Genomic DNA, 25949 nt, shown 5'->3' on the forward strand with positions numbered 1-25949 from the left:
CTCGAATGCCAGACTGTCCGAAAGCACGAACAGGGACAATCACACTATAGCGAGGGTATTCCAATTGAATGGGAGAAAGTATGTTGTACTGCAAGGTTGTAATTGTTGTCGTGACTATCTTTATTATCGCGAACGCATCAAGCATTCCGATGAAAATAGGGAGATGCCACTTATAGCAACATCCCCCTCAATCTATTAACTCTAATATGGAAAAAATTCTCACCTCTTTTAAGCTTTGGGCTTATCCTTGTCTTCGTCTTCCACTTCCTTGCCGGAACGGATAGCCCGTTTAATGGTTTTCACCACCTCTTCGATATCGGCATACAGATCTTGCCAACCGTCGACGGTACGCATGGCCGTCACCAGACTCAGGTAATCTTTCAAGGCATCTTCCATCCGACCACGCGCTTCGGAAGCCGTGTCGAGTTGCTTCAACTCCGACTCTTTATCGACCCGCTTTACGGTAAGGGCATTGTAATTCTTTTTCTTATTCGCCAACAACGTTACCGGAGCCGTGAGCTCAAGAGCGGTAAGGTTGGCTTCCATTTCAGGATTGGTCAGTCGCGTAAGCACCGCTTCGGTACGCGAATCCAATTCGCCTGTTGTCTGGTTATACAGTTTGCCGCCCGCTTTTATGGCCCCGGTCACCGCCTGTGCCGCCTGGCTCTTTTCGGTGCCGGGAAACAAGGCGGCATATCCCGAGGCATAACTGTTCATCCCTTTTATTAAAGCAATAATCTCCTTGCTTTCCGTTTTCATCGGCCCGCTCATACGGCTGTAATGATCTACCGGCACTAATGGGGCAAAATAGGCATGTTCACTGACCACTTTCTGAAAGACCGGACTTGTTTTCGCCGCTTCCTGAGGGTTGTTATTGGTTACATCGATAATCAATTTCGCTCCATAATCTAAAGAACGTACACTCAATTTTCTAAAATTTGCTTTCATAATTTTTTTAATTTAAAATGTTATCCAATCAAAAGACGATATATCGATATGTTCCGGATTATCCGGGAGTCGTTTAGGCGTAAAAGATGTCGGATAGTCAAAAGTCCGCAGAAGAACGACCGTAAAGGATGTTGTATGACCATCATTTTACGGAAGAATGACCGTAACGGGTGTGGAATGGCCAAAAATTTGCGGAGGAATGACCGTACACTCTGTTGAATGCCGAAAAATTCACAGGAAGATGAGCGTAAAGGATGTTGGATACCCATCAGTTTACGGAAGAATGGCCGTAAAGCGTGTGGAATGAGTAAACCTGCATCATAAATTGCGGATAAAAACCGTTTAAGGGGCAAAAGTCGAAGGAGAGTTGCTCGAAAAGCGTCGGATGATTCCTTTTTAGAATGGATAAAAGGGCTAAGCGGCGTTCTTTCTTTGGTCATATTTTTGCTAATCACCATAATGAAGCCGATAAACGATACAAAGGTACTGTTTTTTTATTAGAAACAAGTTTTTAATAAAAAAAATTTCGGCCTGTTTTTTTCACCGAAATTTTTCATGCGGTATTGCATGGTATGGAAGAAGTCTTTTCGTGACTCTCGTTCGAAAACGAGGAGGAAGATGAATATAAAGGCAAGCATTATTGAAATTGCCTATAAAAGAAAAAATAACGGAAACCCGTGAAAAGGATTATTTATAAATACCGGACTTTTGTACCTGCTATCACTGACGTTAACAAATTACAAGTAGCTCTTTTTGATAAAATCTTGCGATATGAGAAGTTATATATGGATTATGATTTGCTTGCTGACAATAACCATGGTCATCATTATATATGCAAGCATGAAAAAACAATACGAGCTTCAACAACTAAAGTATCACGAAGAAATGATCCGATTGCAATTAACAAATATCCGGAATCGTATTTCTCCGCATTTCCTGTTTAATGTACTCAATAAAGAAATGGGTATGATGGATGACTCTCCGCAAACGAATTTGATGAATTTAGTAACGCTTTTACGGATGAGCCTCGAAATGACGGAACAATGTTACGTATCGTTGTCGCAGGACCTGACTTTTGCAAAAACATATATCCAACTCGAACGGAAAAGTTTAGGCGATGAATTTCTTTTGGAATGGAATATCGATCCGGCTATCCCGACGGACCATACATGGGTTCCGACGATGATCCTGCAGATTCCGATAGAGAATGCCGTCAAACATGCTTTGCGCGGCAAGGAGGGTGTCAAACGCTTGTCGGGGAGTATACGAAGAAAAGAGAACGGCTCACAGTTGCTCATTTGCGATAACGGCGCGGGATTCCGGCCGTATATAAATCCTCATTCCGCGAACACCGGCACCGGATTGAAAACGTTATATCAAACAATCGATCTGCTCAATATCCGAAATGAGGAGAAAATCCTTTTCACCATTTTTTCTTCCGATAGTACCGGTCACACAGGAACGCAGGTGTCGGTTTTTATTCCCGACAAGTACCGGTTTGAATAAAAGGAAGCCTTTCTTTATGGGAAAGGCTTCCTAATAGCGACAGTCGTGTAACCGAGTTACACCTCCATTATAAAATAAATCCTATTTTCAGTGTCGGCGCGGCCAGGAAACCGATGCTGTGGCTGTCGGCTTGCAACAGTTTCAGTCCCGATTGCGGCTGAATGCCGGCGACGCCATAGGTATAGGATAACGGATCTATCTGAGCGCCGACATACAACGCCGGCAGGACAAAATAATCGATGCCGGATGTAAACGCCGCCCGCAGGTTCCAAGCCTCGCCGATGGATTTACCCATCGATTCTGCTTCATCGTACTTTTTCTCGTTCAGGCCGTAAGCAAGCCCTACGCGCACTCCGCTATACCAATAGAGGTTGTCGATGCGGGTGGAAAAATACCTGTCGGCTCCCGCAGAGACTGTATAGACGAATGTTTGCGATTTCGCCACCGCCCGGTAGTCGGGAATTCCGCCGTTTTCCACGTCGCCCGTACCCGGAACGCCGGTATAGCCGGGAGTGTATGCGAAATGAAGTCCTCCGCCCAGATTCAGTTTCCACGCGTTGCTTACAAACCAGCCGGCTTCGAAGCCGACCTGTAGTTTTTTATCGCTCCAGTTGGTGGAAAGTGCAGCCAGTTGGTAGCTGTCGAGGGTGCCTTCGGGCGCCTCAATGCTCGCGTAGCTGTTGTAACTCACGGTCGCCGCCAGGGTCACGTTGCCCTTGGAGGGAGCAACGGACGACTGGGCGAACACCGTGATACAAAATACGGGCATGATGGCTGCTACTAAAAGCTTTTTTATGTTCATATCTGTTCTTTCATTAATTATATACATTTGCCATCACGTAAGGATTTTATTTCTTTGGCAAAGCGTCTTCCAGCGCCTTCTTGGCGTCGTCGGCCGCTTTTTGCTTCACCGCCACGTTTTTTTCCTGTGCATCGATAGTCGATTTGAGACGTTCGATGGTTTCTTCTATAGAATTATCGGCCGCTATATTCTTATTGTCTTGTTCCAGAGCTTTATTCCAATCTTCCAGATTGGTTATATCGGCCTCAATACTACTTGCATCGTAATAAATAGACCATAATGCACCGGATTCTCCGCTCAATATAGCCGCATCATTACCAGCTTCACTGTATTCAAGATAAGCCTGAGCCACACCTGTAAACTGCGCGTTGTAGGCATCTATGGCCGTTTTTATTTCGGCCAGCTTATCGGCATCCTTAAGTACATTATAAGCATTCTGATAAGACTCTAACTCGTCTTGCGAAGATTCTAAATTAGATTGAGCGTCTTCCAAATCGATTTTCGCATTATTTTCATTCTGGAGAGCTGCCTCATAGTTCTGCTTTTCAGTCCATTCGTCGGGGGTGCCTTGGGCGTCTTCCCATGCTGTTTTAGCTGCTGCCGAGGCTGCTTTTGCATCCGCATATTGTTTGGCTAAACCGGTTGTTTCATCGTTAATATAGTCATCGAAATATTCTACAGTCGATTCTCTATCGCGAATGTCTATTTCCAACCGGCGCACATCGGCTACGGGAAGGATTATTTTTTGGTAGCCTTTTCGGATAAATATACCCTTATCACTGTGTAATTCGATATAATCATAGGAATACCATAATCTCGGATCAACCTGATAATTACTATAACTATCGTAATAACCAATACCGGAACCATCAGAATTCGGATACGCCACGTAATTGTTGCCCGGAAAATCAGAAGCAATCTTAAAATAATCCGTCTTCCGAATGGGCTGAAGATTATGTATTGATTGTGCATCCCTTTCTTTTTGATTGTAAGTTTCCCATAAGGATTGTTTTTTATCATCCGCTAGCTGAACTTCATCGACTTTAGCTTGCGCTGCTTCCAACAGAGCCTGAGGATCACCGCTATAATCAGCGTATTGTTTGTACACAGCTATTTGCGCCTTATTCCGGGTTATCTGCGTGTTGTTTTGTTCTATGCTTATGGCTTTGGATTCTTCAGAACTAATCAGGTCGTTTTCGGCTTGTATCAATTGGCTTTTTAAACCGGAGAGAGCCAGTTTTGCTTCGTTCAAATCCCTTACCTTGTTCACATAATTTGCAGACAGCTTCTGCAGCTTTGCCTTTTCTGCTTCGGATAGATTATCTTTCAGATCGGCCAGATTTTTTTGAGCAGCTAATAAATCCGCTTCGGCGCGCGCCAGATCAACCTGTAGCTGTTGCTCCGCCAGCAATAATTGATTGGCAATTTGTTTCAAACTCGCTTCACTTTGGGCCTTAACCACCTTTTGTTGTTCCAGCGCATTTTGCAGTTCAATTTTTTCCTTTTCGTTGGCCGTCTTCTCCTTCTCCAGTTGTTGTTTTTTAATTTCCAACTCCTGCTTGGCCTGTTCGTTGGTCATTTTCTGCAATTCCACATTCAGTTTAGCCAGTTCCAGGTCCTGTTTGGCCCGTTCGTTTTGAGTTTCCTGCAATTTGGCCTGCAACTTGAGGATCTCGGTTTCGGCGGCCGTCTTCTGGGCGTTGGCTTTTTCGGCTTCGGCCTGAGCGTTCTTCAGGGCGGCCTCGGCGGCAGCCAGTATCTTGGTTGCTTCGGCATCAGCGGCGTTCAACGCGGCTTGCGACTTCAACAGTTCCGACTTCGAGTTGCGCAACTGCTCCACCGAAAGAGACTCTTCGTTATCCACGCAAGAGCTAAAAATAAATACTCCGAGCAATAATGCTCCTAAAAAAAATTTCCTTTTCATAAATCATACATTTTTAATTAATACAATAATTTTAAATTTGTTTCAAATACAAGGGTGTATTGTTTTTTTGTTTGCTTCTTGCCCGATAATATTCAAAGTTTCTCTTTTCTACCGATAGCGTTATGTAACGTTTGCATTGTTTTTACATTTCTTTTCAACCAATACAAAAGTAGAGAGAAACACCTTACAACACAAGGGGCTAAATTTGCAGAAAGGCTTATCATGCACTATTGTAGGCGTATCTTGCATAAAACGTGATTAAGCGGTATATTTTTATTTTACACGTTGCTTTCCGGAAAAAAATAATCCTTTGTATATACGCTCTGTCCGCTCGAAGCATTTTTTTAGAAAATTACGGAACCGGTAACCGTTTTATCAAAATAAATGAATAAGTCGAGCACCGAATAGGACTTTTTTTGTAAGTTTGCGGTCAACAATTTTCACATCGCTTTGTGTTTAGAAACAACTATTTCAGAATGAAAACAAGAAGCTGCGTTTATTTTTTTATCGTCATTGCCGTGCTTTCGTGCAAAGAAAGAGCTGTTCCGCCCGCCGGGGAAAGGGCCGGCAAAGTCGATGAACTTATCTCCGAAGCGATGGATTCGCTATACGCGAACCTGCCTTATTCGCGCCACCTGCTCCAACAAGCCATGCAGCAAGCCCCCGACAGCCTCTCGTTCCACGAAGCTCTTAACACCTACGCATTTACCTGCTTCGTAGCGGATCGGCTCGACTCGGCGCGCACCACGGCCCAACAGGTGCAGGCGTATACAGCGCGACAAAACCCCTCCGACCGCATTTACATCCTTACGGCATCCTCTCATAATATGATCGGGAATTGTTACGCCATGGGCAGGAAACAAGATTCGGCATTGTATCATTACTTGCACGCCTTGAATTATTACGAATTAACATCCGAACGGGAAAAAGCGCCCGATGTGTGTATGAATATCGCCGACATGTATATGAAAAAAGGAGATTTCGCCAATAGCGCGCAATATTACCGGAAGGCATTATTCCTCAGCGACTCGTTAGGAATAACCGGCCGAATGGGATTTCCTATCTATACCGGATTGGCTCAACTGTATATGGAGCTTCGGGATTTCGACCTTTCCGATCATTATTTCCGATTGGCGGAAAACCAATATGAGGAACGCCCACTGAATGAAAAATTCTTTTTCTGTAATACACGGGGGAATTATTATTTTTTTAAGGAAGAATACCGGCAGGCATTGCCTTGGTTCGAGAAAGCGAAAACATTGGTTACTGCTGGAGGGTACGGTTTTTCTATCCACTTGGTCAACATCAATCTGGGAGAGATTTATTTTCATTTGAACAAGCCTGATTCGGCGCTTGATTACCTGAATCAGGCGCAGGCATATTTCTCCCGGATGAACGAACCAGCCTTTCTGTATCATATCGGGACAATCCGGGCGGGTATCGCGTTGAAAGAAGATAATCCCGCACAAGCTCGCCGTTATTTGCAAAACAACGGCGACACTATCCGGATAGAGCCTAACCTGATGAGTATCCGCAACCGGTACATGCAAGACTATTTTGCCCGCACAGGTGATTTCGAACAGGCGTATGCTTATTTACAAAGAAATAAAGCGACCGACGACTCGATCCGTTCGGAACGAACGAGGATGCGTATCGCCGAAATGGATATGCGTTATGTCCGGGATACGACGCTGATGAAAAAAGAACTGTTTATCCAAGGACAAGCGGCCCATATCGAGTCTCTACGGATGAGGAGTTTTATCTGGGTGATGGCTTGCCTGCTCATCATGGCGGTGGCCGGGATCGTATATGTCAGCATGAAGAAACAAAAAGACTTGCAATGGATGATCTTTCATGACCAAATGGCCAAACTCCGGCTAACGAACATCCGCAACCGGATTTCCCCGCATTTCATATTCAATGCCCTTAACAGGGAAATAAGTTCCGCCGAAGATCCGGATCATTCCAATCTGAAGGGATTGGTGTTTTTATTGCGAAGGAGTCTCGAGATGACCGACCGGACTCATGTTACACTTTTCCGCGAATTGGAGTTCGCCGAAGCTTATATCAAACTGGAACAGGAAAGCCTCGGGGACGATTTCCGTCTCGAATGGCAAATCGATCCGCATGTCGACACAACAGCCGTTTCGGTTCCTCCCATGATTATTCAGATACCGGTTGAAAACGCGATGAAGCATGCCTTACGTCAAAAAGAAGGAGAAAAAAAACTATCCGTCCGTATAAAAAAAGAGGAAAATGGTGTCGGGATAACCATTCAGGATAACGGCCCCGGTTATTTCCCGGGCAAAGAAACCTCTTCGGCCGGTACCGGTACTGGATTGAAAGTGTTATACCAGAGCATCGACGTGTTCAATGCTAAAAATAAGGAAAAAATACTTTTCCACATCGGCCGTTCGGACGAAAAAGGGTTAGGCGGAGCAAAAGTAACCGTTTTTATACCGGATAATTATGTGTTTAAATAAATTCAATAAAAAAGATTGATAAGAAATGGCAAACAACCTGTATACCGTAGCGGTGATTGATGATGAACCGGTTTGCATCCAGAACTTGCGGCAATCGTTAACGGATTTTCCCGACCTGAAGGTTGTCGGAGAAGCCCAAACGGCGAAGAATGGTAAGAAACTGATTTTGCAGGAAAAACCCGATTTGCTTTTCCTTGACGTGGAACTACCCGATATCGACGGGTTGGAATTATTGCAAGATTTACAATATCGTATTACCTGGCCTATGCAGGTGATTTTCTATACTTCTTACCAGAAATATTGGCTTGACGCTTTAAGGCAATCCGCTTTTGACTATTTGCTTAAACCGTATAGCCCAAAAGAATTTTCTTTGATCATCCGCCGCTTTTTTGAACATACGGCCAAGCAGAAAAACAGTCAGCCTTTCGACCGGGAATTCTCCGAACTGCTGCCCGCACACCAGATTTTCCTCGTCCCCGATATAACCGGATATCAATTGATCCGGATCAATCAAATCGGTTTTTTCTCGTATATCCATGCTCAACGCCAATGGAACGCGGCCTTATCCGACGGAAAACAAGTGCTCTTAAGGAGAAATACAAAGGCGGGCGATATCCTGAAGGCGTCTTCTTCTTTCATTCAAATTAACCAACAGCAAATCATCAATCTGAATTATCTGTGTACGATCAGGGGTAAAAACTGCCGCCTGATTCCGCCTTTCGAGAAGGAAGAAAATTTATGCGTATCTCGAAACTTTCTCAAGAACTTGCAGGATAAATTTTATCAGATATAATGGTCATCCTTCGTCATTCCGCGCTTGACTCGGAATCCTCTTATTATACATTCCTCGTTTTTTCAGGGGATTACGGGTCAATCCCGCCATGACGAAAAGGCCGGACTAAAAACAACCGATACACTCGTTCCTTTCCCTTTTTCCGACACGATAGCCAGTTCGCCCGACCAATTGTCGACCCGTTCGCGCATGGTTCGCCATCCGATGCCGCCCGGAGACGCTTGCGGATCGAACCCTTTGCCGTTATCTTCGACCGAAAAACGGAAAACGCCGTCGCCATAAGCAAACGTCAACGAAACTATTCAGGCAGCAGCGTTTTGCTATTTTTTCTTTATCTTTGCCCTCATAAATGAATAATCAAGCAACATGCATACCTATTCGATAGAAGAACAAGAACGGGTAGAACGGATTATCAGGCAGTGTGCACTCTGTTATGTCGGGCTGATCGACAAAAACCGCCGCCCTTATGTACTGCCGATGAATTTCGGATATAAAGACGAGATCATCTACCTGCATTCGGGACCGGAAGGGAAAGCGGCGGCGTTAATGGCTGAGGGTCCCGAAGTGTGTCTCACGTTTTGTACCGATAGCAAATTAATTTGGCAACACCAAGAGGTTGCATGCAGCTACCGTATGCGGGCAGAAAGCGTACTGGTTTACGGGCACGTAGTTCCGGAAGAAGATTTTGACGAGAAGGTAAAAGCGCTGGATATCATTATGCAGCAATACTCCGGTAAGACATTTACTTATTCCGACCCGGCCGTCAAGAACGTCAAGATTTGGAAAGTGGCGTTGGAAGAGGTATCGGCAAAAGAATTCGGCGTGCCCAGCCGGAACGCGTTAAAATACAAAGATCGCGACCGTTTTTAATTCGCATTATATTTATATGATTACAATACAAACAATGAAAAAAATCGTCCTTTTAGCATCCTTTCTCGGCGCGGTGTTTGTCGCCTTGCCCAAAGAGCCGGTTTCGGTAAAAAAGACGGCCAAACCCGTAGAAATCACGAAAACCGATTTTATCCGTAAAATATTCGATTACGAAGAGAATAAAGAGGTGTGGAAATATAAAGGAGATAAGCCGGCAATTGTAGATTTTTATGCAACCTGGTGCGGTCCGTGCCGCATCACCCATCCGATACTGGAGGAGCTTGCAGCCGAATACAGTAACGAAATTTACATTTACAAAGTGGATGTGGATAAAGAACCGGAGTTGGCTTCTTTATTCGGGGTACAAAGCATTCCGGTATTTATTTTTATTCCGATGAACGAAAATCCGCAAGTAGCGGTGGGCGCTTTACCTAAAAAGACCTTCAAAAGCGCCATAGACAGTATTTTGTTGAAAAAAGAAACGGAAGAAAAATAAGGCCGACAGTTTCGGTTACCGATATGATTACCAGCCTGCAAAACCCAGCCGTAAAAAATATTGTCAAACTCTCGAAAAATAAAGAGCGCCAACGGCAACAGCTCTTTATGATTGAAGGCGCGCGCGAATTGTCGCTGGCTTTACAAAGCCATTATGCGATCGATTCGGTATATGTATGCCGGCAGATGTTGGCAAAGACCAAGTATCCGCAGGTGCTGGACTCGATTCCCGACAAACTCGTTTATGAAATCTCTCCCGAGGTATTCGCCAAGATTGCTTACCGAGAAAATTCCGACGGATTGGTCGCGTTATCCAAACCCAAAGCGCATGCCCTTTCTGATCTGCAATTATCCGGCAACCCTTTTATCGTGGTTTTGGAAGCCGTTGAAAAGCCGGGAAACCTGGGGGCTATTTTACGAACCTGCGACGCCGCCGCTGTCGATGCCCTCATCGTTTGCGACCCGCAAACCGACTTGTATAATCCCAATGTCATCCGTTCGAGCGTGGGCGGGCTTTTTACCGTACAAACGGCGGCTTGTACCTCTTCCGAAGCCATGTCGTGGCTCGACGCCCATTCCATACACACTTTCGCAGCAGAATTAACGGCGGCTGAGTTTTATCAAAACATCGATTTCACCCATCCTTCGGCGATCATTATGGGAACAGAAGCCGACGGGCTCACCGATGCATGGTTGCAATATGCCGGCAACCGTATAAAGATACCCATGCGCGGTAAAATCGATTCGCTAAACGTTTCGGTATCGGCCGCTATACTGATCTTCGAGGCCATGAGGCAGCGCGGCTTCTAAAACGGATCCCGGGCATCTGAAGTCAGGCCTATTTTCGTTACTCCTCCCGGCAGATTCTCATCATGGGACGGCAAGTCGCCCGGTTGACCGCCGTCTTTTTTCATCATAAACGGCTCTAAATTATCTTTATTCCGATCATACGTATCGATCATCTCCTCCAATTGCCTTTCGGTAACCGTTCGGCAAATGGTATAGAAGTGCTCTTCCTGAAACGAAATATGATAGTACCGTATGTCTTCCTTATCGGTAATATTATCGATACGTGCAACGGTCGGGGAAAAACCCGGAATGATCACGTCAAACTTATCTCCGATTTTGTAGCTCATGTTTCTGATTGTGTTATTGTGTTCATAAATGAATTTTGCGATCGAACTATTCGGATGATTGCCTTTCCAATAGTACGAAATATATAACATACTTCTTAAATAAAATGTTCTGAGGGAAGATGTGTGTCGGAGGGATGAATGTTTTTCTAAAAAACAGGGTAAAACACTTCCCTAAAACAAAAGAATTATGTACCTTTGCACGACTGTCATTTAAAATGACACCTTAATTGTAGAGCCGTTCAGATTGTGAAATTTGGGCGGCTTATTTTTTTATTCCTTAACTGTAGAGCCGTTTTCTATTTCGTGTGATTTTCTACTATATAACAGTAGGATAAAAAACATGTTCATTTTTTCTTCAAATAATTTACGCCTCTTCTTCGCGAGAGCTTTCCGGAATATGATTCCAGCCCTGTGCTTTCAACTCCATCGCCTGCCCGTCGCGCGTCACAAAATACGATCCGTTTTCGGCTTTGGTCATATGCCCGATAAGATGAATCCCCGACAGCTCCGCCATCGTATCATGCAAATGCAGCGGCACGGTAAACAACAGTTCATAGTCTTCTCCTCCATTCAGAGCCACCGTAGCCACATTCATATTAAACGTCTCGGCCATCATAGCCGTTTGGTAATCTATCGGAAGGCGCTCCTCAAACAATTGGCAACCGACATGGCTTTCTTTGCAGAGATGCAATATATCGGACGACAGGCCATCGGAAACATCAATCATCGAAGTAGGAACGATTCCATGTTCGGCCAACATCTTCACAATATCTTTACGGGCCTCGGGTTTCAACTGCCTTTCCAGCAAATATTCTTTTCCTGCAAAATCGGGCTGAAATTCTTTGCTGTTGCTTTTATCAAATACCCTTTTTTCACGCTCCAACAGTTGCAACCCCATATAGGCAGCCCCTAAATCGCCCGACACGTAGATCAGGTCGGTGTCTTTTGCTCCGCTACGGTAAACAATCTGCTCTTCGTCGGCAATGCCGATGCAGGTGATGCTCACCGTAAATCCCGTTAACGAAGAAGACGTATCGCCACCCACAATGTCCACGCCATACGTCTCACAAGCCAACAGCAGGCCGGCATAAAATTCTTCGATATCTTCCACCGAAAAACGATTGGAAATCCCCAACGAAACCGTTATTTGTTGCGGGGTTCCATTCATGGCATAAATATCGGAAAAATTCACCACAGCCGATTTGTATCCCAAATGTTTCATCGGCACATACACCAAATCGAAATGGATTCCTTCGAGAAGCAGATCGGTTGTCACCAATGTGCGTTTATGGGCATTATCGATAACCGCAGCATCATCTCCTACCCCTTTGCGAGAAGTAGGTTGCGTTAATTGTATGTGCTTCGTGAGATGATCGATCAACCCGAACTCTCCCAGAGACGATATTTCTTTTCCTTTCATATTAATCTCGATATAAATAATTCAAGTTTCGCAAGTTATTCCGCCTGAAAATTTGCAGCTTACAGTTTACAGTTACTGTTTACTGCATACTTCTTACTCCTAACTATTTGTAATTTGTAATTCGTAATTTGTAATTCGTAATTCGTAATTTGTAATTCGTAATCTGTAATTCGTAATTTGTAATTTCTTAAAGTCCCTCGCGAAACTTGAGTCATCTCATATTTTTTGAATCACGGCACGCATGATCTCGGCCATTTTGGGCTGCGCTATCTTCGCCGCTTCCTGCACATCTTCGTGCGAAACTTCGACAATTTTCCCGATTACACCTAAATCGGTAATAATAGAGAAGGCAAGAACTTTCATCTTGGCATGATTGGCCACAATCACTTCGGGAACGGTAGACATGCCCACCGCATCGCCTCCGATGATACGGAAGAAGTTATATTCGGCCGGCGTTTCGAACGTGGGGCCTTGAACGCCTACATACACACCATGTTGTAGCTTGATATTTTTTTCTTTTGCGATATTCATTGCCAGCAAACGTAACTCGCGGTCATAGGCTTCGCTCATATCCGGGAAACGGGTTCCCAATTCATTGTAGTTCTTTCCGTGCAGCGGATGTTCGGGAAACATATTGATATGATCTTCTATCAACATAATATCTCCGATATCGAAACTGGAATTCATTCCTCCGGCAGCATTCGACACGAAAAGATACTGGATTCCCAATGCTTGAAACACGCGGATGGGAAAGGTGACCTCCTGCATGTTATAGCCTTCATAATAATGAAAACGCCCTTGCATGGCCAGCACCTTTTTACCGCCTAACGTTCCGACGATAAGCTTTCCGCTATGCCCTTCAACGGTCGACAAGGGAAAGTTGGGAATCTCGGCGTAGGGAATTTCGTTTTTATCTTCTATTTCATGCACTAATTCGCCTAATCCCGTACCTAAAATAATGGCGGTATTAGGAATTTCGTGAATCTTTTTTCTTAAATAATCAGCGGTTTGTTTGATAATTTCTAACATGTTGATTGATTTTTTTATTGAATTGTTCTTTTTTTGATTGTTCTATAAAGCGCACCTTAATAGGCACATAATAGAGTCGTTTTTTCAAGTCCTCCTCAAGGAAAGGCAATGATTGAAAACGCATCGCATCTTTTTCGGTCGTGACAATCATTTTATCGTCGCCCTCCATTTTCTTAAACAGGTCACGAATGGTGCGGATATCGTCTTTTGTGAACGAGTGATGATCGGGGAAAAACCGGGTATGTAAAGAATCCGTTTTTTGCTTTAACTCATTTACTAAAGGTTCCGGAGCGGCAATACCGGCCACTAAAAGCACGTGAGTGCCGGGAAGAATATCCGCCTTTTGCCCTCTTTCCTCGAATTCAGGAAACACGGAAACCGGATCGCCATATTGAATAGAGGAAAAATATAAATTCTGATAAGGATACAAGTTAAGCCCTTTAGTATAAATACGGAAATCAATCGCTTGCATATCCGGCGGGCACTTTGTGACAATGACCATGGAAGCTCTGTTCTTTCCACTTATGGATTCCCGAAGCGACCCGGCCGGCAAAAGTTGATCTTCATAGACAGGTCGATGGCTATCTACTAAAAGAATCGACAAAGAGGGTTGCACGTATCGATGCTGAAAGCCGTCATCCAATAAGATCACGTCGGGACGTTCGCCCTGCCCGCTATCGAGCAGTTTTTTAATGGCGCGTCTTCTGTTTTTATCCACCACCACGAGCGTCCGGGGATACTTCCTCTTTATTTGTAGCGGCTCATCTCCTACCTCAGCGGCTTTCGAATCCTCTTCGACCATTAAAAAGCCCTTGGTTTTCCTTTTATATCCCCGGCTAAGCACAGCCACCTTATATCGCGAGGACAATAGCTCTATTAAATATTCGATATGAGGAGTTTTGCCGGTTCCCCCAACCGTGATATTTCCGACACAAATAATCGGAACAGGAAATTTTTCTTGTTTTAGGATATGATGGTCGAATAGAAAATTCCGAAAGCGAACACCGGCCCCATATAACCATGAAAACGGCAATAACGAACGGCGTATTTCGACGGGCGGAGTATCCATTACACTTATAATTCGTTTACATCTTATCGAATATTCAAATCAGCCGGAATCCGAGCCTGAACAAAATCCTGCTCTTTCATATCTTTGACCAGCGTAAATAAATCGTAGCTCCGGCCTAAATACTGCTTCAATGTTTTAGCGGCCAAATCTTCCCTTTGTTTATCGAATAGCTGCTCGAACTTCGAACGCATCTTCGGATATTCAAATACCACATAACTTTTCCCCAGATTGGCCAATTCGGCTGCAACTTCGATGGCTTTTTCAATACCGCCAAGTTCGTCCACCAATCCGATTTCCTTTGCCTGATTACCCGTCCAAACGCGGCCTTCGGCATAAAGCTTCAAGGAATCTTTAGATATGCCGCGGCCTTCGGCACAACGGGTCACAAAGAGGTCGTATCCTTGCTCTATCATGTTTTGGAATAATTGTTTCTCGCCGTCATTGAGGGGGCGGGAAAAATCGCCGAAATCGGAGTAGGTGTTGGTTTTTACCACATCCGTACTAATACCCAGTTTGTCCGCAGTGCCTTCGAAGTTCGGAACCATTCCGAAAATACCGATCGAACCGGTTAATGTCGTCGGCTGAGCGACAATCTTATCGGCGTTGCAAGAAATATAATAACCTCCCGAAGCCGCGTAATCGCCCATCGAAACCACTACCGGTTTTTCCTCTTTCAGGCTACTGATGGCTTTCCATATCTGTTCGGAAGCATAAGCGCTTCCTCCGCCCGAGTTGACCCTGAAAACAACCGCCTTTATATCGTCATCCTTCCGAAGCTTTTCGATCTGATCGACGATAAATTTATCCTGAATATTGGTCGCTCCGGAACCGGACGTGATATTTCCATTGGCATACAGGATGGCGATGGAGTTTTCGGTTTTCTTTAGTTGCTGGGTCTTGACCGATTTCATATCCTGAACGGATGCGTACGGAATACTTGCGTCCGCTTCAATGCTGAGCAATGAGCGCAGATAATTCTTCATTTCGGTTTCATACAAAACGGTATCGACCAAACGGGAGGTCAACAGGAAATCCGTCTCGTGCATTGCAGGGACTTTGTTGGCAAGCGAATCGATTGCCTGCGAAGAGAGCCCGCGCGCTTCCGCCATATCATCGCGAAGTTCGCCCCAAAGATCATGCAGATAGGAACTCACCTGCTCTCGGTTCGCTTCGCTCATTTTATCTTGAATAAAAGGCTCAACAGCCGACTTATAGGTACCTACTTTAAAGATTTGCACATCGACACCCAGCTTTTTCAATGCATCTTTATAGAATATCGGCATCGAGGCCAATCCATGTATGTCAAGCATTCCCTGAGGGTTAATCGCAATCTTATCCGCAACGGAAGCCAGATAATAGCCCGCTTGGGAATAAGAGTCGGCATAAGCGACAATAAATTTTCCGCTTTCCTTAAAACGCTCGAGCTCTTGGCGAATTTCAGCTAATGTGGCAATGGAAGCGCTAAACATACGGGAATCGAAATAAATTCCTTTGATGTTGTCATTATTTTTGGCTTTCCGGATAGCGCCCACAATATCGTTCAAACCCATTGTAGAGGGCTCATTTTCGAACATAGAACTAAACGGATCTTCTTCCGGAGTTCTTTCCGTCACCTGACCGGTAAGGCGCAAGTTCAGAATGCTGTTTTCTTGCAAAGTAAATTTTTCTTGAGTAGAAAGGGAGCCAAGGAAAGAACTCATCGTACCGAAGAAAAACAGCATTGCCACAAAGGAGAGTAGAATGTTTGCAATCACAAAGCCCAAAGCCGAAGCAAGCATTATTTTCAGGAAATCTTTCATATAAGAAATTTTTATATTTATAGAAACAACAAAAATAAAGAAAAAAGGCGGATATTGCAATATAAACGCCTTGATTTTAATCCTATTCTTTTACAGGATGCTGTCATCTCCCGCCTAACGCCTCCTTGCCGTTCGGCGGATAAAAAAAGCGCCGATCTTTGCGTTTAAAACGGAAATACTCCCGGAGCGAAGCCTCCAATCGAGGCTATTTAGTGATTTTAATTCTTTCTTAGATTGTTTTATAAACAAAACAGACGCCTTCAACCATAAAAAATAATAAATTTGCAAAAAAAAGCCGCCCTCGTGCAGCGTTTTTAGCTTTTTTCCATCATAATCTATGTATGCGAGAAGAATGGATGAATCGCAATTAATAATAGCGTGTAAGAAACAAGATCGTAACGCTCAAAGAGCGCTATACGAATTGTATGCTCCAAAAATGATGACGGTTTGTTTGCGTTATTGTAAAAATGAGGAAACAGCCCGCGATTTATTACACGACGGATTCATTCAAGTATTTACGCATATAAGCTCTTATGCGGGTAAAGGTTCTTTTCAAGGCTGGTTAAGACGGATTTTTGTAAATGTGGCGCTCGAGAATTATCGGCAAGAAGCTCGGAGAAATAAATTTATGGAAGAATACGAATATGAAATAACCGATTTGGAAGACGATTATCAGGACAATCGGTTCGATATCGAAAATATTTCTCAAGAAACGGTGATGCAAATGATCCAGGAATTACCGACAGGGTATAGAACGATTTTTAATTTATTCATTTTTGAGGAGATGCCTCATAAAGAAATCGCGAAGCTATTGGGTATAAATGAAGCGGCATCCCGGTCGCAATTCTATCGGGCAAAAACACAATTACAAAAGAAAATCAGCGTATTACTGGAACGTAATAAACGACAAGCTCAATGAACGAAGACAATAATATAAGACAACAATTTCAGTCTAAGCTGAACAACTTCGAGGCGCGCGTCCCCGAAGACGGTTGGGTTCGGCTGGAAGAATCGCTTATCGCCGCGTCTAAACTAAAACGACTGCGGAGCAGGTGGTATATCGGTTCGGCTGCTGCCGTACTGGCATTACTTATCGGCAGTCTATTGTTTTTCCCCACGTCGATAGAAGATCCGTCTCCGATCATAACGCAGCAAAAAACCATTCCGCAAACAGAAGAGCATAAGAAAAGCGAAAAGCAAAAAGCAAAACATAAAGTTCCCGCACAATATGCCCATAAAAATAAAAAGAAGGCGGTATCCGGCATTCGACAAAACACGGAGAAAGAGAACGATCTTATTTTTGCTTCCGGGGAATCTCCTGCGAAATTAAATCCGGTTGAAAAATCGTCATCTGAAATTGAACGCACATCCGAAAAGGACCAATCCTCTCCCCAAAAACAAGAAAAGAAAATAAGTCAAGCGGAGAAGGATCGCCTAATCGAAGAGTTTGCCCAAGCAGGGAAAAAGGATATGTTACTTGCGGCGTTAGAGACCGGCGCAAAAACGAAAAACAGGAACACCGGCATTGGAATAACCGGCGGCGGGGGCCTGCTTTCTTCCGAAAGGACTGTGAACGCCCCCATGACATTGCGAAGCGCATCGGCTAATCCGAAAGATAAAGAGCATTATTCTTCTCCTCCGAAGCAACTCGATCTCACATCCAACCCAGCCGATAACATCGCAGAAATGGAGCATGCACAACCGGTATCGTTGGGAATTACCGTTTCAAAAGTCGTCTTCGACAATTTGTCGGTCGAAACGGGATTGGTATATACCTATTTATATTCGAAGACAAAAAACACCAATATCAATTCCGACACTAAAGAAACATTGCATATTCATTATTTGGGTATTCCCGTAAACGTCAATTATTATTTCCTTTCCATCCATAAACTGGATATATATGCTTCTTTGGGAGGTATGATTGAAAAAGACATTCACGGAGAATTCAGACGAAACCGCAATTCGGAAGTGAAAGAATTAAACAGTTCATCCTCGAAACAAGAAACGATTTCGGTGAAACAAGATAATCCTCAGCTATCGATTAATGCGGGCTTCGGCTTATCGTATCCGATATATAAAAATTTGAATTTATACGGGAAAATCGGAGGTGCGTATTATTTTGAAACGAATAATCCTTATAAAACTATTTATTCGGAGCAGAAGATTATGCTCGATCTGAACCTCGGATTAAGAGTTGAATTTTAATTATCAATTTAAATATAGAACAAAATGAAAAAATTATTACTATTTGCTATGATAGGCGTCAGCCTGATATTGACATCATGCTTGGGAGAAACCGATACACAGTTTTCGGGTATGCCCTTGTCTTATATAACAAGGACAGAAGGAGGAACCGTTTTTGCCCGAACGATCGATGGATTGGCAATCACTTCATCGAGTATTAAAAATTTAACTCCCGGGACATTTGTGGTTATTACTTATTCATGGAATGAGAAAACAAACACCGTGACTGAAGATAACATTTATGATGTTACGGTGACAAACATCGATGGACCTATCGAACAATCATCCATCGCTCACAATGCAGCACCGGTACAAACGCCCGAAATACCGTTAAAAGACTTCCAGCCTTTCCTTTATAATAGCAACATCTACAATGCCGGTGAATATTTTGACTATCACATCTTCTATTCGTATCAAACCGATGAAAGCGACAAGGGGCAGTTGAAATTCTACAAGTCTGAAGAGACTGATATCTCGGATAACAAGCTGGTTATCGATGCGCGTTGGGAAGCATCCGCTTTCGGAAAAGACAGTGAGAAAGGGGCTTCAGGCGCCGTAAAAATCAAATCTATCATGGACGAATTTTTAGCAGGCAGCTCCTCTACCGAATATAAGACGTTACAAGTGACTTTCCAATATTTTGAAAAAGGTAACGATGGTAAGATCACATTAAAAAAGAGTCAACCTTATTCGATGGTTATTTCAAAAGAAAAACAATAAAAAAATACAAGCTCCCAAGAGAGTGTCTCAAAAGACTCGTACCGGGGATGTCGTTCAGAGCGACGCCCCCGGTAATTTCGTTTATTACTGGGAAATGCGTATCTTTGCATTCCAAAATCAAAAAGGAATGTGGAGAGATATTTTTCTCACAATTATTCAATTGACGACATCCCCGCAACAAGCTTGGAACCATATAGAGAAAGATGAAGAAACACGGGACGAATTTTTCAACCGTTTCCTTCATCCTCTATTTGCCATCATCGCGGTCACTTCGTTTATCGGCGGGATAGGGCTGATGCATGGCGCCGGATTACAGATGGCTTTGAAGATGGCGATTATAAACATCGTCACCCTTTATAGCAGCTACTACATTGTTTCGTATACGCTTAACGAAATGGCTGTGCAATTCGGGCTCGAAAAAAACCGGTATCTTTATCAGCGGTTTGTAGGATATTCATCCGTTGTGATGTATGCCTTGTATATGGTCATGCCTCTACTATCGGATTTCTTCATATTATGGGTTTTCGCTCTATATACCATTTATATCGTATACAACGGAGCGGAGATTTTTATGAAAACGAGGGAGGAGAAAAGGATGAACTTCTCGATCGTTGCGACGTTATTAATAGTGGCAGTACCGGGATTAATCAATGCCTTCATGATTTATTTAATCCATTAAAATGAAACAATCTCCTGTAAATATAAGAAACAAGCGAGCTTCATTCGATTATGAATTGCTGGATACGTTTACGGCCGGCATCGTATTGACCGGCACAGAAATAAAATCTATCCGGTTGGGAAAAGGCAGCTTGGTCGATACGTTCTGTGTGTTCGAAAAAGACGAATTGTGGGTGAGAAACATGTATATAGCCGAATATTTCTATGGGACGTATAACAATCACAGCGCCCGCCGCGATCGGAAACTATTGCTGAATCGTACGGAATTACGTAAACTCATGCGACTGGTTAAAGAAACGGGATTCACCATTATTCCCACCCGTTTGTTCGTCAACGATAAAGGACTGGCCAAACTCAATATCGCCGTCGCAAAAGGGAAAAAGCAATACGATAAACGTCAGGCTCTGAAGGAAAAGGAAGACAAGCGGACGATGGACCGCATGTTTAAACGGTAAACACCATTTATTTAAACAATTCCATAAGCGCCCAAATAAATGTTGCCGAATGAAGCGGATAAGAAGAAGATGGCTTTTTGGATTGTCTTACGAAATTTGCGGCAAATTCGGGATATTTGTTCCGGATATGGTCGCGTACGATGACCAACGATTGTGAGAATTTGTTGTATGTCGTAGGCACGGTAATGGACAATGTTTGCGCAATTTCTTCGGGACTGCAATTGTTCAACCTCATCCAAAATGTACGCCGGGTGGATTCGGGCAACGAGGCCAATGCCTCACGAACAATAGCGATCGCTTCTTTCACATCCAGGTCTTCCGACACATGGCTATACCATTCCATATCCTCCGCCTTAGCCATATCATCCCACAACACAGGAGAAGTCAATGTGCGGCGATAATTATCGACTATGCGGAAACGAAGTTGCTGCACAATAAACGATTTAGCGGAGCCCGATCCATTACAATGAATGAAGGAAGGCTTTTCCCATACATTCAACCAAAACTCCTGGGTAATATCCTCCGCAATCGTTTCCGACTTGACTTTTTTCATCACAAAATCAAATAAAAATGACGCATATCGAATATAGAATTCCTTGAAAGCATATGAATCTTTCGCCGAAATTCCATCCAATAAATCGCTATCTAAAACAAGCTTCTTCATTTTACATTATTTGTCGACATCCGGCATCTTCCTCCCCCCGATAACAGGAAGAATATAAAATAAGCCTCTGAATAATTGCAATATACACTATTTTATAACTTTACGACCCGACAAATGTAGGACAAATTGTTTCAATAAAACAACAGGTATATATTAAGATATTGTTACATTTTGAAGACATTTTTGTTACACGTCCTGCTTTTCATCAATATCTTACTGATTAGTAATATCCTATAATCATTTCAAGCGACATCTTCAACAAATGAGAATCAGAGGGAGCAAAACGTAATATATATAGAAAGCGGTTTGCTCATCATTTTTATTTAAAAGCAGATGAAAAGAAATAGATTATCACGAAGAAGAAAGCAACTTACTGAGAAAGAAAAGGAACGCTATGTGAAGATTTTTCTCGGCCGCTTTCTGAACGGTGAATTGAACGAAAAGGAAAAAGAAATCGTTACCGGACTAAAAGCAAATGCAATACAACATCCCTTGACCGATGATGAATTACAAAAGAAATTAATCAGCGGTTTTGACCGGTTGGCCGAAACCATCGGTGTGGAAAAACTGACTCCTATGGAAGCGCGCCGCCTATTAAAGGATAAAAAGCAAAACCGCCGGGTGCTGCGACCATGGATGGCCTATGGAACCGTAGCCGCCATTGCAGCATTGCTGTTGATTATCGGCTTCAACAGCCCTTCTATTCGCCGAACAGTATTGTCGGCAAATCTGGTGGCAGAGGCATTGGTTCGGGACAGTTTTGCAACCGGACAGGAGATTAAATCGATACGCCTATCCGACGGGACGGTCATTCATTTGAATACAAATACCAAACTCAGCCTGTATAAAGACAAATACGCCGGTAAGACCCGCGAAGTATGGTTGGACGAAGGGGAAGCTTTCTTCGATGTCGCCCGGGATGCAGACCACCCCTTTATCGTCCATACGGCGGACGGTGTAAGCACGCGGGTATTAGGAACGTCTTTCAATATAAAAGCTTACGGCGAATTGAACGAACAGATAATTTCCGTACGAACGGGAAAGGTTCGGATCAGTGACGCCGACGGAAAATACATCCAAATCACCTCCGACCGGAAAGTCATCTTTAACAAGGCCGACCACTCCTTGACGCAATCGCTTACCGACACTGAGTTGGCTGCAAGCTGGCGAAGCGGACAACTCGTATTCGACGACGCAGGCCTCGATGAAATAGCTATGAAGATACTCCGCCGATACGGCAAACAGGTAATCGTAACAAACGAAGCATTACCCGAAACCATCCGGCTCAAAGCGGTATTTCCGCCGGACACGGAGGTGGAACTCATCGCCCGGCAAATTGCCGATATGTACGGTATCGGCTACAGGCTCGAAAACAGCCGGTTGATTTTTGAACAGATGGATGAGAGATTAAAGGTAAATTGAAAAAGATTGATGACAGATTGAAGGTAGATTGATAATAGATTGATAAAAAAACAGATGAACCCAAGAAGCAATTTAGTAAAAACAATTCTTTTTACATTATTCACACTGATAGCAATTCTATCCGTATATCAGGTGCAGGCGCAAAACGAGTACTCTTTTCCTGCACAGACATTGATGCAACGGATAGACGACATCAGCAAATTGTCCAAAAAACAAATAGCGTACGACATTAGTCGCGTGGAAGACGTGCGGGTAGCGGCCTATAGTGCTGCGACACAAAATACGGAAGAATGGCTGGATCGTTCGCTGAAGAATACGCCTTTCATCTATCGAAAAAAAGCAGACGGCAATTATTACCTGGTACAACGCCCGCAGCAAACCGATACTTCCGAAAAAGGGAGTCTGAAGGGACGTATCGTAGAAGCCGAGACTTCGGAACCGCTCATCGGAGCCACCGTAAAGATACAAGGCACTCAATTCGGCACGATCACCGATATGGACGGATACTATCGCTTGACCGGTGTACCGGAGGGACGTCATACCTTGGAGGTTACTTATCTGGGATATACGAATGAAAAGGTCGATGTGCGGGTGCGCGCTTCACAAACCGAGACCTACAACGTTGTGCTCTCACCCGATAGCAAGATGCTCCAGGAAGTGATAGTCAGCGGCGTACGCCGCGAGCGCGGCTCGGTTCCCCATGCCACCGTACAACAAGTGGTGCAGGAAATCAAGGAATTGCAAGTGGTGGCATCCGGCATTTCGTCGGAGCAAATCAGCAAAAGCGCCGATCGCAACGCGGCCGATGCCGTGGCTAAAGTGGCGGGTGTAAGCATACGCGACAACAAGTTCGTGGTGGTGCGGGGAATGAACGAACGTTACAACCTGACCTATCTGAATGATAATGTCGCTCCGAGTACCGAAATCTACTCGCGCGCCTTCGCCCTCAACTTATTACCGACACGGATTATCGACAAGATACTAGTCTATAAATCCCCCTCGCCCGACCTGTTGGGCGATATGACCGGGGGAGTCGTAAAAGTGTATACCAAAGACGCCACGGCCGTGAAGCATTTCGATTTGGATATACAGTTAGGCGTGAGGGAGTCGACGACATTCAATCATAATTTCCTCACTTATAAAGGCGGTAAATACGATTTTCTGGGTTTCGACGACGGCACGCGAGCCCTGCCCAAAACGGTGCCGGATTACGGCGACTTTACCAAAGCCAACATCAGCCAGAAAACGTATGCCGAGTCTTTCGGCAATATTCTCCAATACGGCAAAATAAAAGCGCTGCCGGATATACAGATGACGGCCAATTACTACGATGCCTGGAATGTCTTCGGCAAAACGCTTTCCATGCTCTCCTCTTTCAGCTACAAAAAAGAAAGCAAGCATTGGACGACCGAAAGGCGGCAGGGATTTACCATCTCCGCCCAAAACGTACAGGCGTTGAATAAAATGTACAATGACAACATTAATGAAGACAACGCCCAAATGAGTTTGTTACAAAATTTTACCCTGCGCCTGAACGACAACCACCGCATCCGGTTCAACAACTTTCTGTTGCAGCAGGGACAAGACCAGGTGACTACGCGCCTGAGCGCCGGGCCTTTCGTAAACCAACCCGGCTCCGACGGCGAGTGGGTATATGATTCATCCATCCGCAAACAAGAAAAAAATACGATCTTTTCCTATACCCATTGGTTCCTTTATAGCAGCAACCTGAGCGGAAGCCACAGCTTTGCCGGCGGAAAACAGTCGCTCGACTGGAACGGCGGTTATATTTTCACCCGTCAGGAAATACCCGACCAACGGATCATGCGCTTCGACAATATCGACGTATCCGGCGGGACGTATCCGGTGATTTTTACGGATTATAACTGGACGGCCATCAAGCGGGCGGAGCACTATGCTTCCGGAGGAAACAATCTGGAACTGGGAAAAATATCCCGCTCCTGGACACGCAATACCGAGCAGGCCGGAAATCTTTCGATGGACTATAAAGCACAGCCCCTCAAATGGCTGCGCATAAAACTGGGTACCTATCACCAATTGAAACGCCGGGTACTGTTCCGCCGCGTGTATACACTCAATGAAGGGGACTTGAACGAAAACGGTTCGCATGCAATGGGCGACGACAATGCATGGATTATCGGAGGAAGCGGCAATTATATGAACTACAATCTGGTCTACTACCGCGAGCAGGATTTGGGAAGCGTGTGGAGCGATACCTATCTGCGTGACGACGGTTCCGCGTTGAAAGTATTCGACCGTACCTCCGGAAGCGATTCCTATAAGGCTTATGAACAGTTGAATTCGGGATACGTCATGCTCAACATGCAACCTTTCGGCGATATTCTGGATATTTCGGGCGGCGTGCGCTTGGAATACGACCGCCAGCGCATCGCGTCGGCCATAAGCGGCAGCAGCAGCGGCTATGTGAATGTGCCGGTGTATGTGGACAATAAAACCGCCGACTGGCTGCCTTCCGTCAACATCAGTTTCAAACCCACCGCCAAATGGGTGCTCCGGGCCGCTTACGGCGAAACCGTCAACCGTACCGAATTCCGCGAATCGGCCTCTTTCCGCGAAATGGATTATCTCAACAACCAGACCATTACCGGTAATTCAGACCTCACAGCATCCAACGCTTCCAACTACGACGCGCGCCTCGAGTGGTATCCTTACGGGGAGAAGAAAAGTGACTTGCTGTCTGTCGGGGCGTTTTATAAAGAGATCGTAAATCCTATCGAAAGAACGATTGATAAAGACTTGGGGAATTCAAAAGTAATCCCCGTCATCTCGTTCTCCAACGCCAAAAAAGCCCAAATAAAAGGATTGGAAGCAGAACTGCGAAAAGATCTCGATTTTATCTCCGGCATGTTCTTCCGCAACTTGTCGGTTATCGCCAACTACAGCTATCTGCATAGCGAGGTGGAAACGCCCAACGGACGATATTACAATAATGAAACCGGGGAAAATGAGTTCCGTTACATCAAGCGGGCGTTGCAGGGACAGGCTCCTTATATCTTTAACGCAGGTATATATTACGATAATCCGGGCAGCGGAACCAAAGTCGCCTTTATCTACAATGCCGTGGGCGAGCGCATATACGCGGCATCCACCGGCCGGACAGGCAGCGATTCGGGAGGGGGAAACTATGATGAAGCCGGTTATTTAGGCAGCCAGATAGAGTTGCCGAGCCGGCAGTTGGATTTCTCCTTTTCCCAACGCCTGGCAACCGGTTGGCAATTGAAATTTACCGTACAGAATCTGTTGAATGCTCCCGTGGAGATCGCAGAGGATAGCAATTTCACGTATAAATATGAAAAATTCGAGAAGGACGAGAACAACCGTTATTCAAACGATATTATCACCAACAGTTACAAACCGGGGCGTTTCTTTTCGCTGAGTGTGAATTACTCGTTTTGATGGAATTGGATAGGAGATTGATGGGATTGATTAAGATTGATGTTAGATTGA

General features: G+C 44.5%; 23 protein-coding genes. 13 read left to right on the forward strand and 10 right to left on the reverse strand.

Translation table 11 applies throughout. The features are described from left to right. Positions 1 to 228: 228 nt before the first annotated feature. Complete coding sequence (locus tag ABNK31_RS13515) at positions 229 to 948, reverse strand: DUF6261 family protein (protein WP_418893020.1); 720 nt, start codon at positions 946 to 948, stop codon at positions 229 to 231. 771 nt (positions 949 to 1719) lie between these two features. On the opposite strand from ABNK31_RS13515, the gene ABNK31_RS13520 reads away from it, so the two are divergent. Then, positions 1720 to 2454 carry a sensor histidine kinase gene (locus tag ABNK31_RS13520; protein ID WP_418893021.1) on the forward strand — a complete coding sequence of 245 codons (735 nt, stop codon included), beginning with the start codon at positions 1720 to 1722 and terminating at the stop codon, positions 2452 to 2454. A 67-nt stretch (positions 2455 to 2521) separates the two neighbouring features. Here the strand turns inward: ABNK31_RS13520 and ABNK31_RS13525 are convergent, their stop codons facing one another. Then, positions 2522 to 3256 (reverse strand): BT1926 family outer membrane beta-barrel protein, encoded by a 735-nt coding sequence (locus ABNK31_RS13525; protein ID WP_418893022.1) that lies wholly within the window; start codon positions 3254 to 3256, stop codon positions 2522 to 2524. A gap of 46 nt (positions 3257 to 3302) precedes the next feature. Further along, positions 3303 to 5180, reverse strand: coding sequence for a hypothetical protein (locus tag ABNK31_RS13530; protein ID WP_418893023.1), 1878 nt, complete (start codon positions 5178 to 5180; stop codon positions 3303 to 3305). A gap of 476 nt (positions 5181 to 5656) precedes the next feature. Here ABNK31_RS13530 and ABNK31_RS13535 point away from each other — a divergent pair, with 476 nt between their 5' ends. Both ABNK31_RS13535 and ABNK31_RS13540 read left to right on the forward strand, forming a co-directional pair. Next, on the forward strand, positions 5657 to 7663 hold the full coding sequence (locus ABNK31_RS13535; RefSeq protein ID WP_418893024.1) for a histidine kinase: 2007 nt from the start codon (positions 5657 to 5659) through the stop codon (positions 7661 to 7663). Positions 7664 to 7688: 25 nt separating this feature from the next. Next, positions 7689 to 8456: a LytR/AlgR family response regulator transcription factor gene (locus ABNK31_RS13540; RefSeq protein ID WP_418893025.1), complete on the forward strand. Its 768-nt coding sequence runs from the start codon at positions 7689 to 7691 to the stop codon at positions 8454 to 8456. 77 nt (positions 8457 to 8533) lie between these two features. Here ABNK31_RS13540 and ABNK31_RS13545 read toward each other — a convergent pair whose 3' ends face one another. Further along, entirely contained in the window at positions 8534 to 8749 is a 216-nt protein-coding gene (locus tag ABNK31_RS13545) for a sensor histidine kinase (RefSeq protein ID WP_418893026.1), read from the reverse strand. Positions 8750 to 8822: 73 nt separating this feature from the next. Between ABNK31_RS13545 and ABNK31_RS13550 the strand changes: the two genes are divergently transcribed. Genes ABNK31_RS13550 through ABNK31_RS13560 form a run of 3 tightly spaced genes read left to right on the forward strand, consistent with a single transcriptional unit; the run spans position 8823 to position 10631 of the window. Then, positions 8823 to 9326: a pyridoxamine 5'-phosphate oxidase family protein gene (locus ABNK31_RS13550; protein WP_418893027.1), complete on the forward strand. Its 504-nt coding sequence runs from the start codon at positions 8823 to 8825 to the stop codon at positions 9324 to 9326. A 34-nt stretch (positions 9327 to 9360) separates the two neighbouring features. Next, a complete protein-coding gene (gene trxA, locus ABNK31_RS13555) occupies positions 9361 to 9822 on the forward strand; it encodes a thioredoxin (protein WP_418893028.1) in 462 nt (153 codons plus the stop codon). A gap of 23 nt (positions 9823 to 9845) precedes the next feature. Next, positions 9846 to 10631 (forward strand): TrmH family RNA methyltransferase, encoded by a 786-nt coding sequence (locus ABNK31_RS13560; RefSeq protein WP_418893029.1) that lies wholly within the window; start codon positions 9846 to 9848, stop codon positions 10629 to 10631. On the opposite strand, the gene ABNK31_RS13565 is transcribed toward ABNK31_RS13560, so the two are convergent. The 5 genes from ABNK31_RS13565 to sppA form a co-directional block, all read right to left on the reverse strand. Continuing rightward, positions 10628 to 10957 carry a hypothetical protein gene (locus ABNK31_RS13565; RefSeq protein WP_418893030.1) on the reverse strand — a complete coding sequence of 110 codons (330 nt, stop codon included), beginning with the start codon at positions 10955 to 10957 and terminating at the stop codon, positions 10628 to 10630. The two genes, ABNK31_RS13560 and ABNK31_RS13565, sit on opposite strands and share 4 nt — an antisense overlap. Positions 10958 to 11321: 364 nt before the next feature. Then, positions 11322 to 12377, reverse strand: coding sequence for a thiamine-phosphate kinase (thiL, locus tag ABNK31_RS13570; protein WP_418893031.1), 1056 nt, complete (start codon positions 12375 to 12377; stop codon positions 11322 to 11324). Between the two features lie 216 nt (positions 12378 to 12593). Beyond that, positions 12594 to 13406 carry a purine-nucleoside phosphorylase gene (locus ABNK31_RS13575; protein WP_418893032.1) on the reverse strand — a complete coding sequence of 271 codons (813 nt, stop codon included), beginning with the start codon at positions 13404 to 13406 and terminating at the stop codon, positions 12594 to 12596. Continuing rightward, on the reverse strand, positions 13378 to 14475 hold the full coding sequence (gene lpxK / locus ABNK31_RS13580) for a tetraacyldisaccharide 4'-kinase (protein ID WP_418893033.1): 1098 nt from the start codon (positions 14473 to 14475) through the stop codon (positions 13378 to 13380). The genes ABNK31_RS13575 and lpxK overlap by 29 nt, the downstream gene beginning before the upstream one ends. A 23-nt stretch (positions 14476 to 14498) precedes the next feature. Continuing rightward, positions 14499 to 16274, reverse strand: a complete 1776-nt coding sequence (sppA, locus tag ABNK31_RS13585) for a signal peptide peptidase SppA (protein ID WP_418893034.1) — start codon at positions 16272 to 16274, stop codon at positions 14499 to 14501. 337 nt (positions 16275 to 16611) lie between these two features. On the opposite strand from sppA, the gene ABNK31_RS13590 reads away from it, so the two are divergent. The 5 genes from ABNK31_RS13590 to smpB are packed head-to-tail and all read left to right on the forward strand — an operon-like array spanning position 16612 to position 20374. Beyond that, positions 16612 to 17193: an RNA polymerase sigma factor gene (locus ABNK31_RS13590; RefSeq protein ID WP_418893035.1), complete on the forward strand. Its 582-nt coding sequence runs from the start codon at positions 16612 to 16614 to the stop codon at positions 17191 to 17193. Next, entirely contained in the window at positions 17190 to 18482 is a 1293-nt protein-coding gene (locus ABNK31_RS13595; RefSeq protein ID WP_418893036.1) for a hypothetical protein, read from the forward strand. The genes ABNK31_RS13590 and ABNK31_RS13595 overlap by 4 nt, the downstream gene beginning before the upstream one ends. Before the next feature lie 24 nt (positions 18483 to 18506). Next, positions 18507 to 19241 (forward strand): hypothetical protein, encoded by a 735-nt coding sequence (locus tag ABNK31_RS13600; protein WP_418893037.1) that lies wholly within the window; start codon positions 18507 to 18509, stop codon positions 19239 to 19241. A gap of 22 nt (positions 19242 to 19263) precedes the next feature. Beyond that, positions 19264 to 19920, forward strand: coding sequence for a Yip1 family protein (locus ABNK31_RS13605; protein WP_418893038.1), 657 nt, complete (start codon positions 19264 to 19266; stop codon positions 19918 to 19920). Between the two features lies 1 nt (position 19921). Beyond that, complete coding sequence (gene smpB / locus ABNK31_RS13610) at positions 19922 to 20374, forward strand: SsrA-binding protein SmpB (protein WP_418893039.1); 453 nt, start codon at positions 19922 to 19924, stop codon at positions 20372 to 20374. 7 nt (positions 20375 to 20381) lie between these two features. Here the strand turns inward: smpB and ABNK31_RS13615 are convergent, their stop codons facing one another. Next, the gene (locus tag ABNK31_RS13615; protein WP_418893040.1) at positions 20382 to 21038 is read right to left on the reverse strand and encodes an RNA polymerase sigma factor; all 657 of its coding nucleotides are present in this window, start codon (positions 21036 to 21038) and stop codon (positions 20382 to 20384) included. 333 nt (positions 21039 to 21371) lie between these two features. On the opposite strand from ABNK31_RS13615, the gene ABNK31_RS13620 reads away from it, so the two are divergent. Continuing rightward, positions 21372 to 22460, forward strand: coding sequence for a FecR family protein (locus ABNK31_RS13620; RefSeq protein WP_418893041.1), 1089 nt, complete (start codon positions 21372 to 21374; stop codon positions 22458 to 22460). A gap of 54 nt (positions 22461 to 22514) precedes the next feature. Next, entirely contained in the window at positions 22515 to 25898 is a 3384-nt protein-coding gene (locus tag ABNK31_RS13625) for a carboxypeptidase-like regulatory domain-containing protein (RefSeq protein WP_418893042.1), read from the forward strand. The last annotated feature ends 51 nt before the right edge of the window (positions 25899 to 25949 follow it).

The sequence above is a fragment of the Limibacterium fermenti genome (assembly GCF_041902845.1).
In the GTDB taxonomy this organism is placed as follows: domain Bacteria; phylum Bacteroidota; class Bacteroidia; order Bacteroidales; family Dysgonomonadaceae; genus Limibacterium; species Limibacterium fermenti.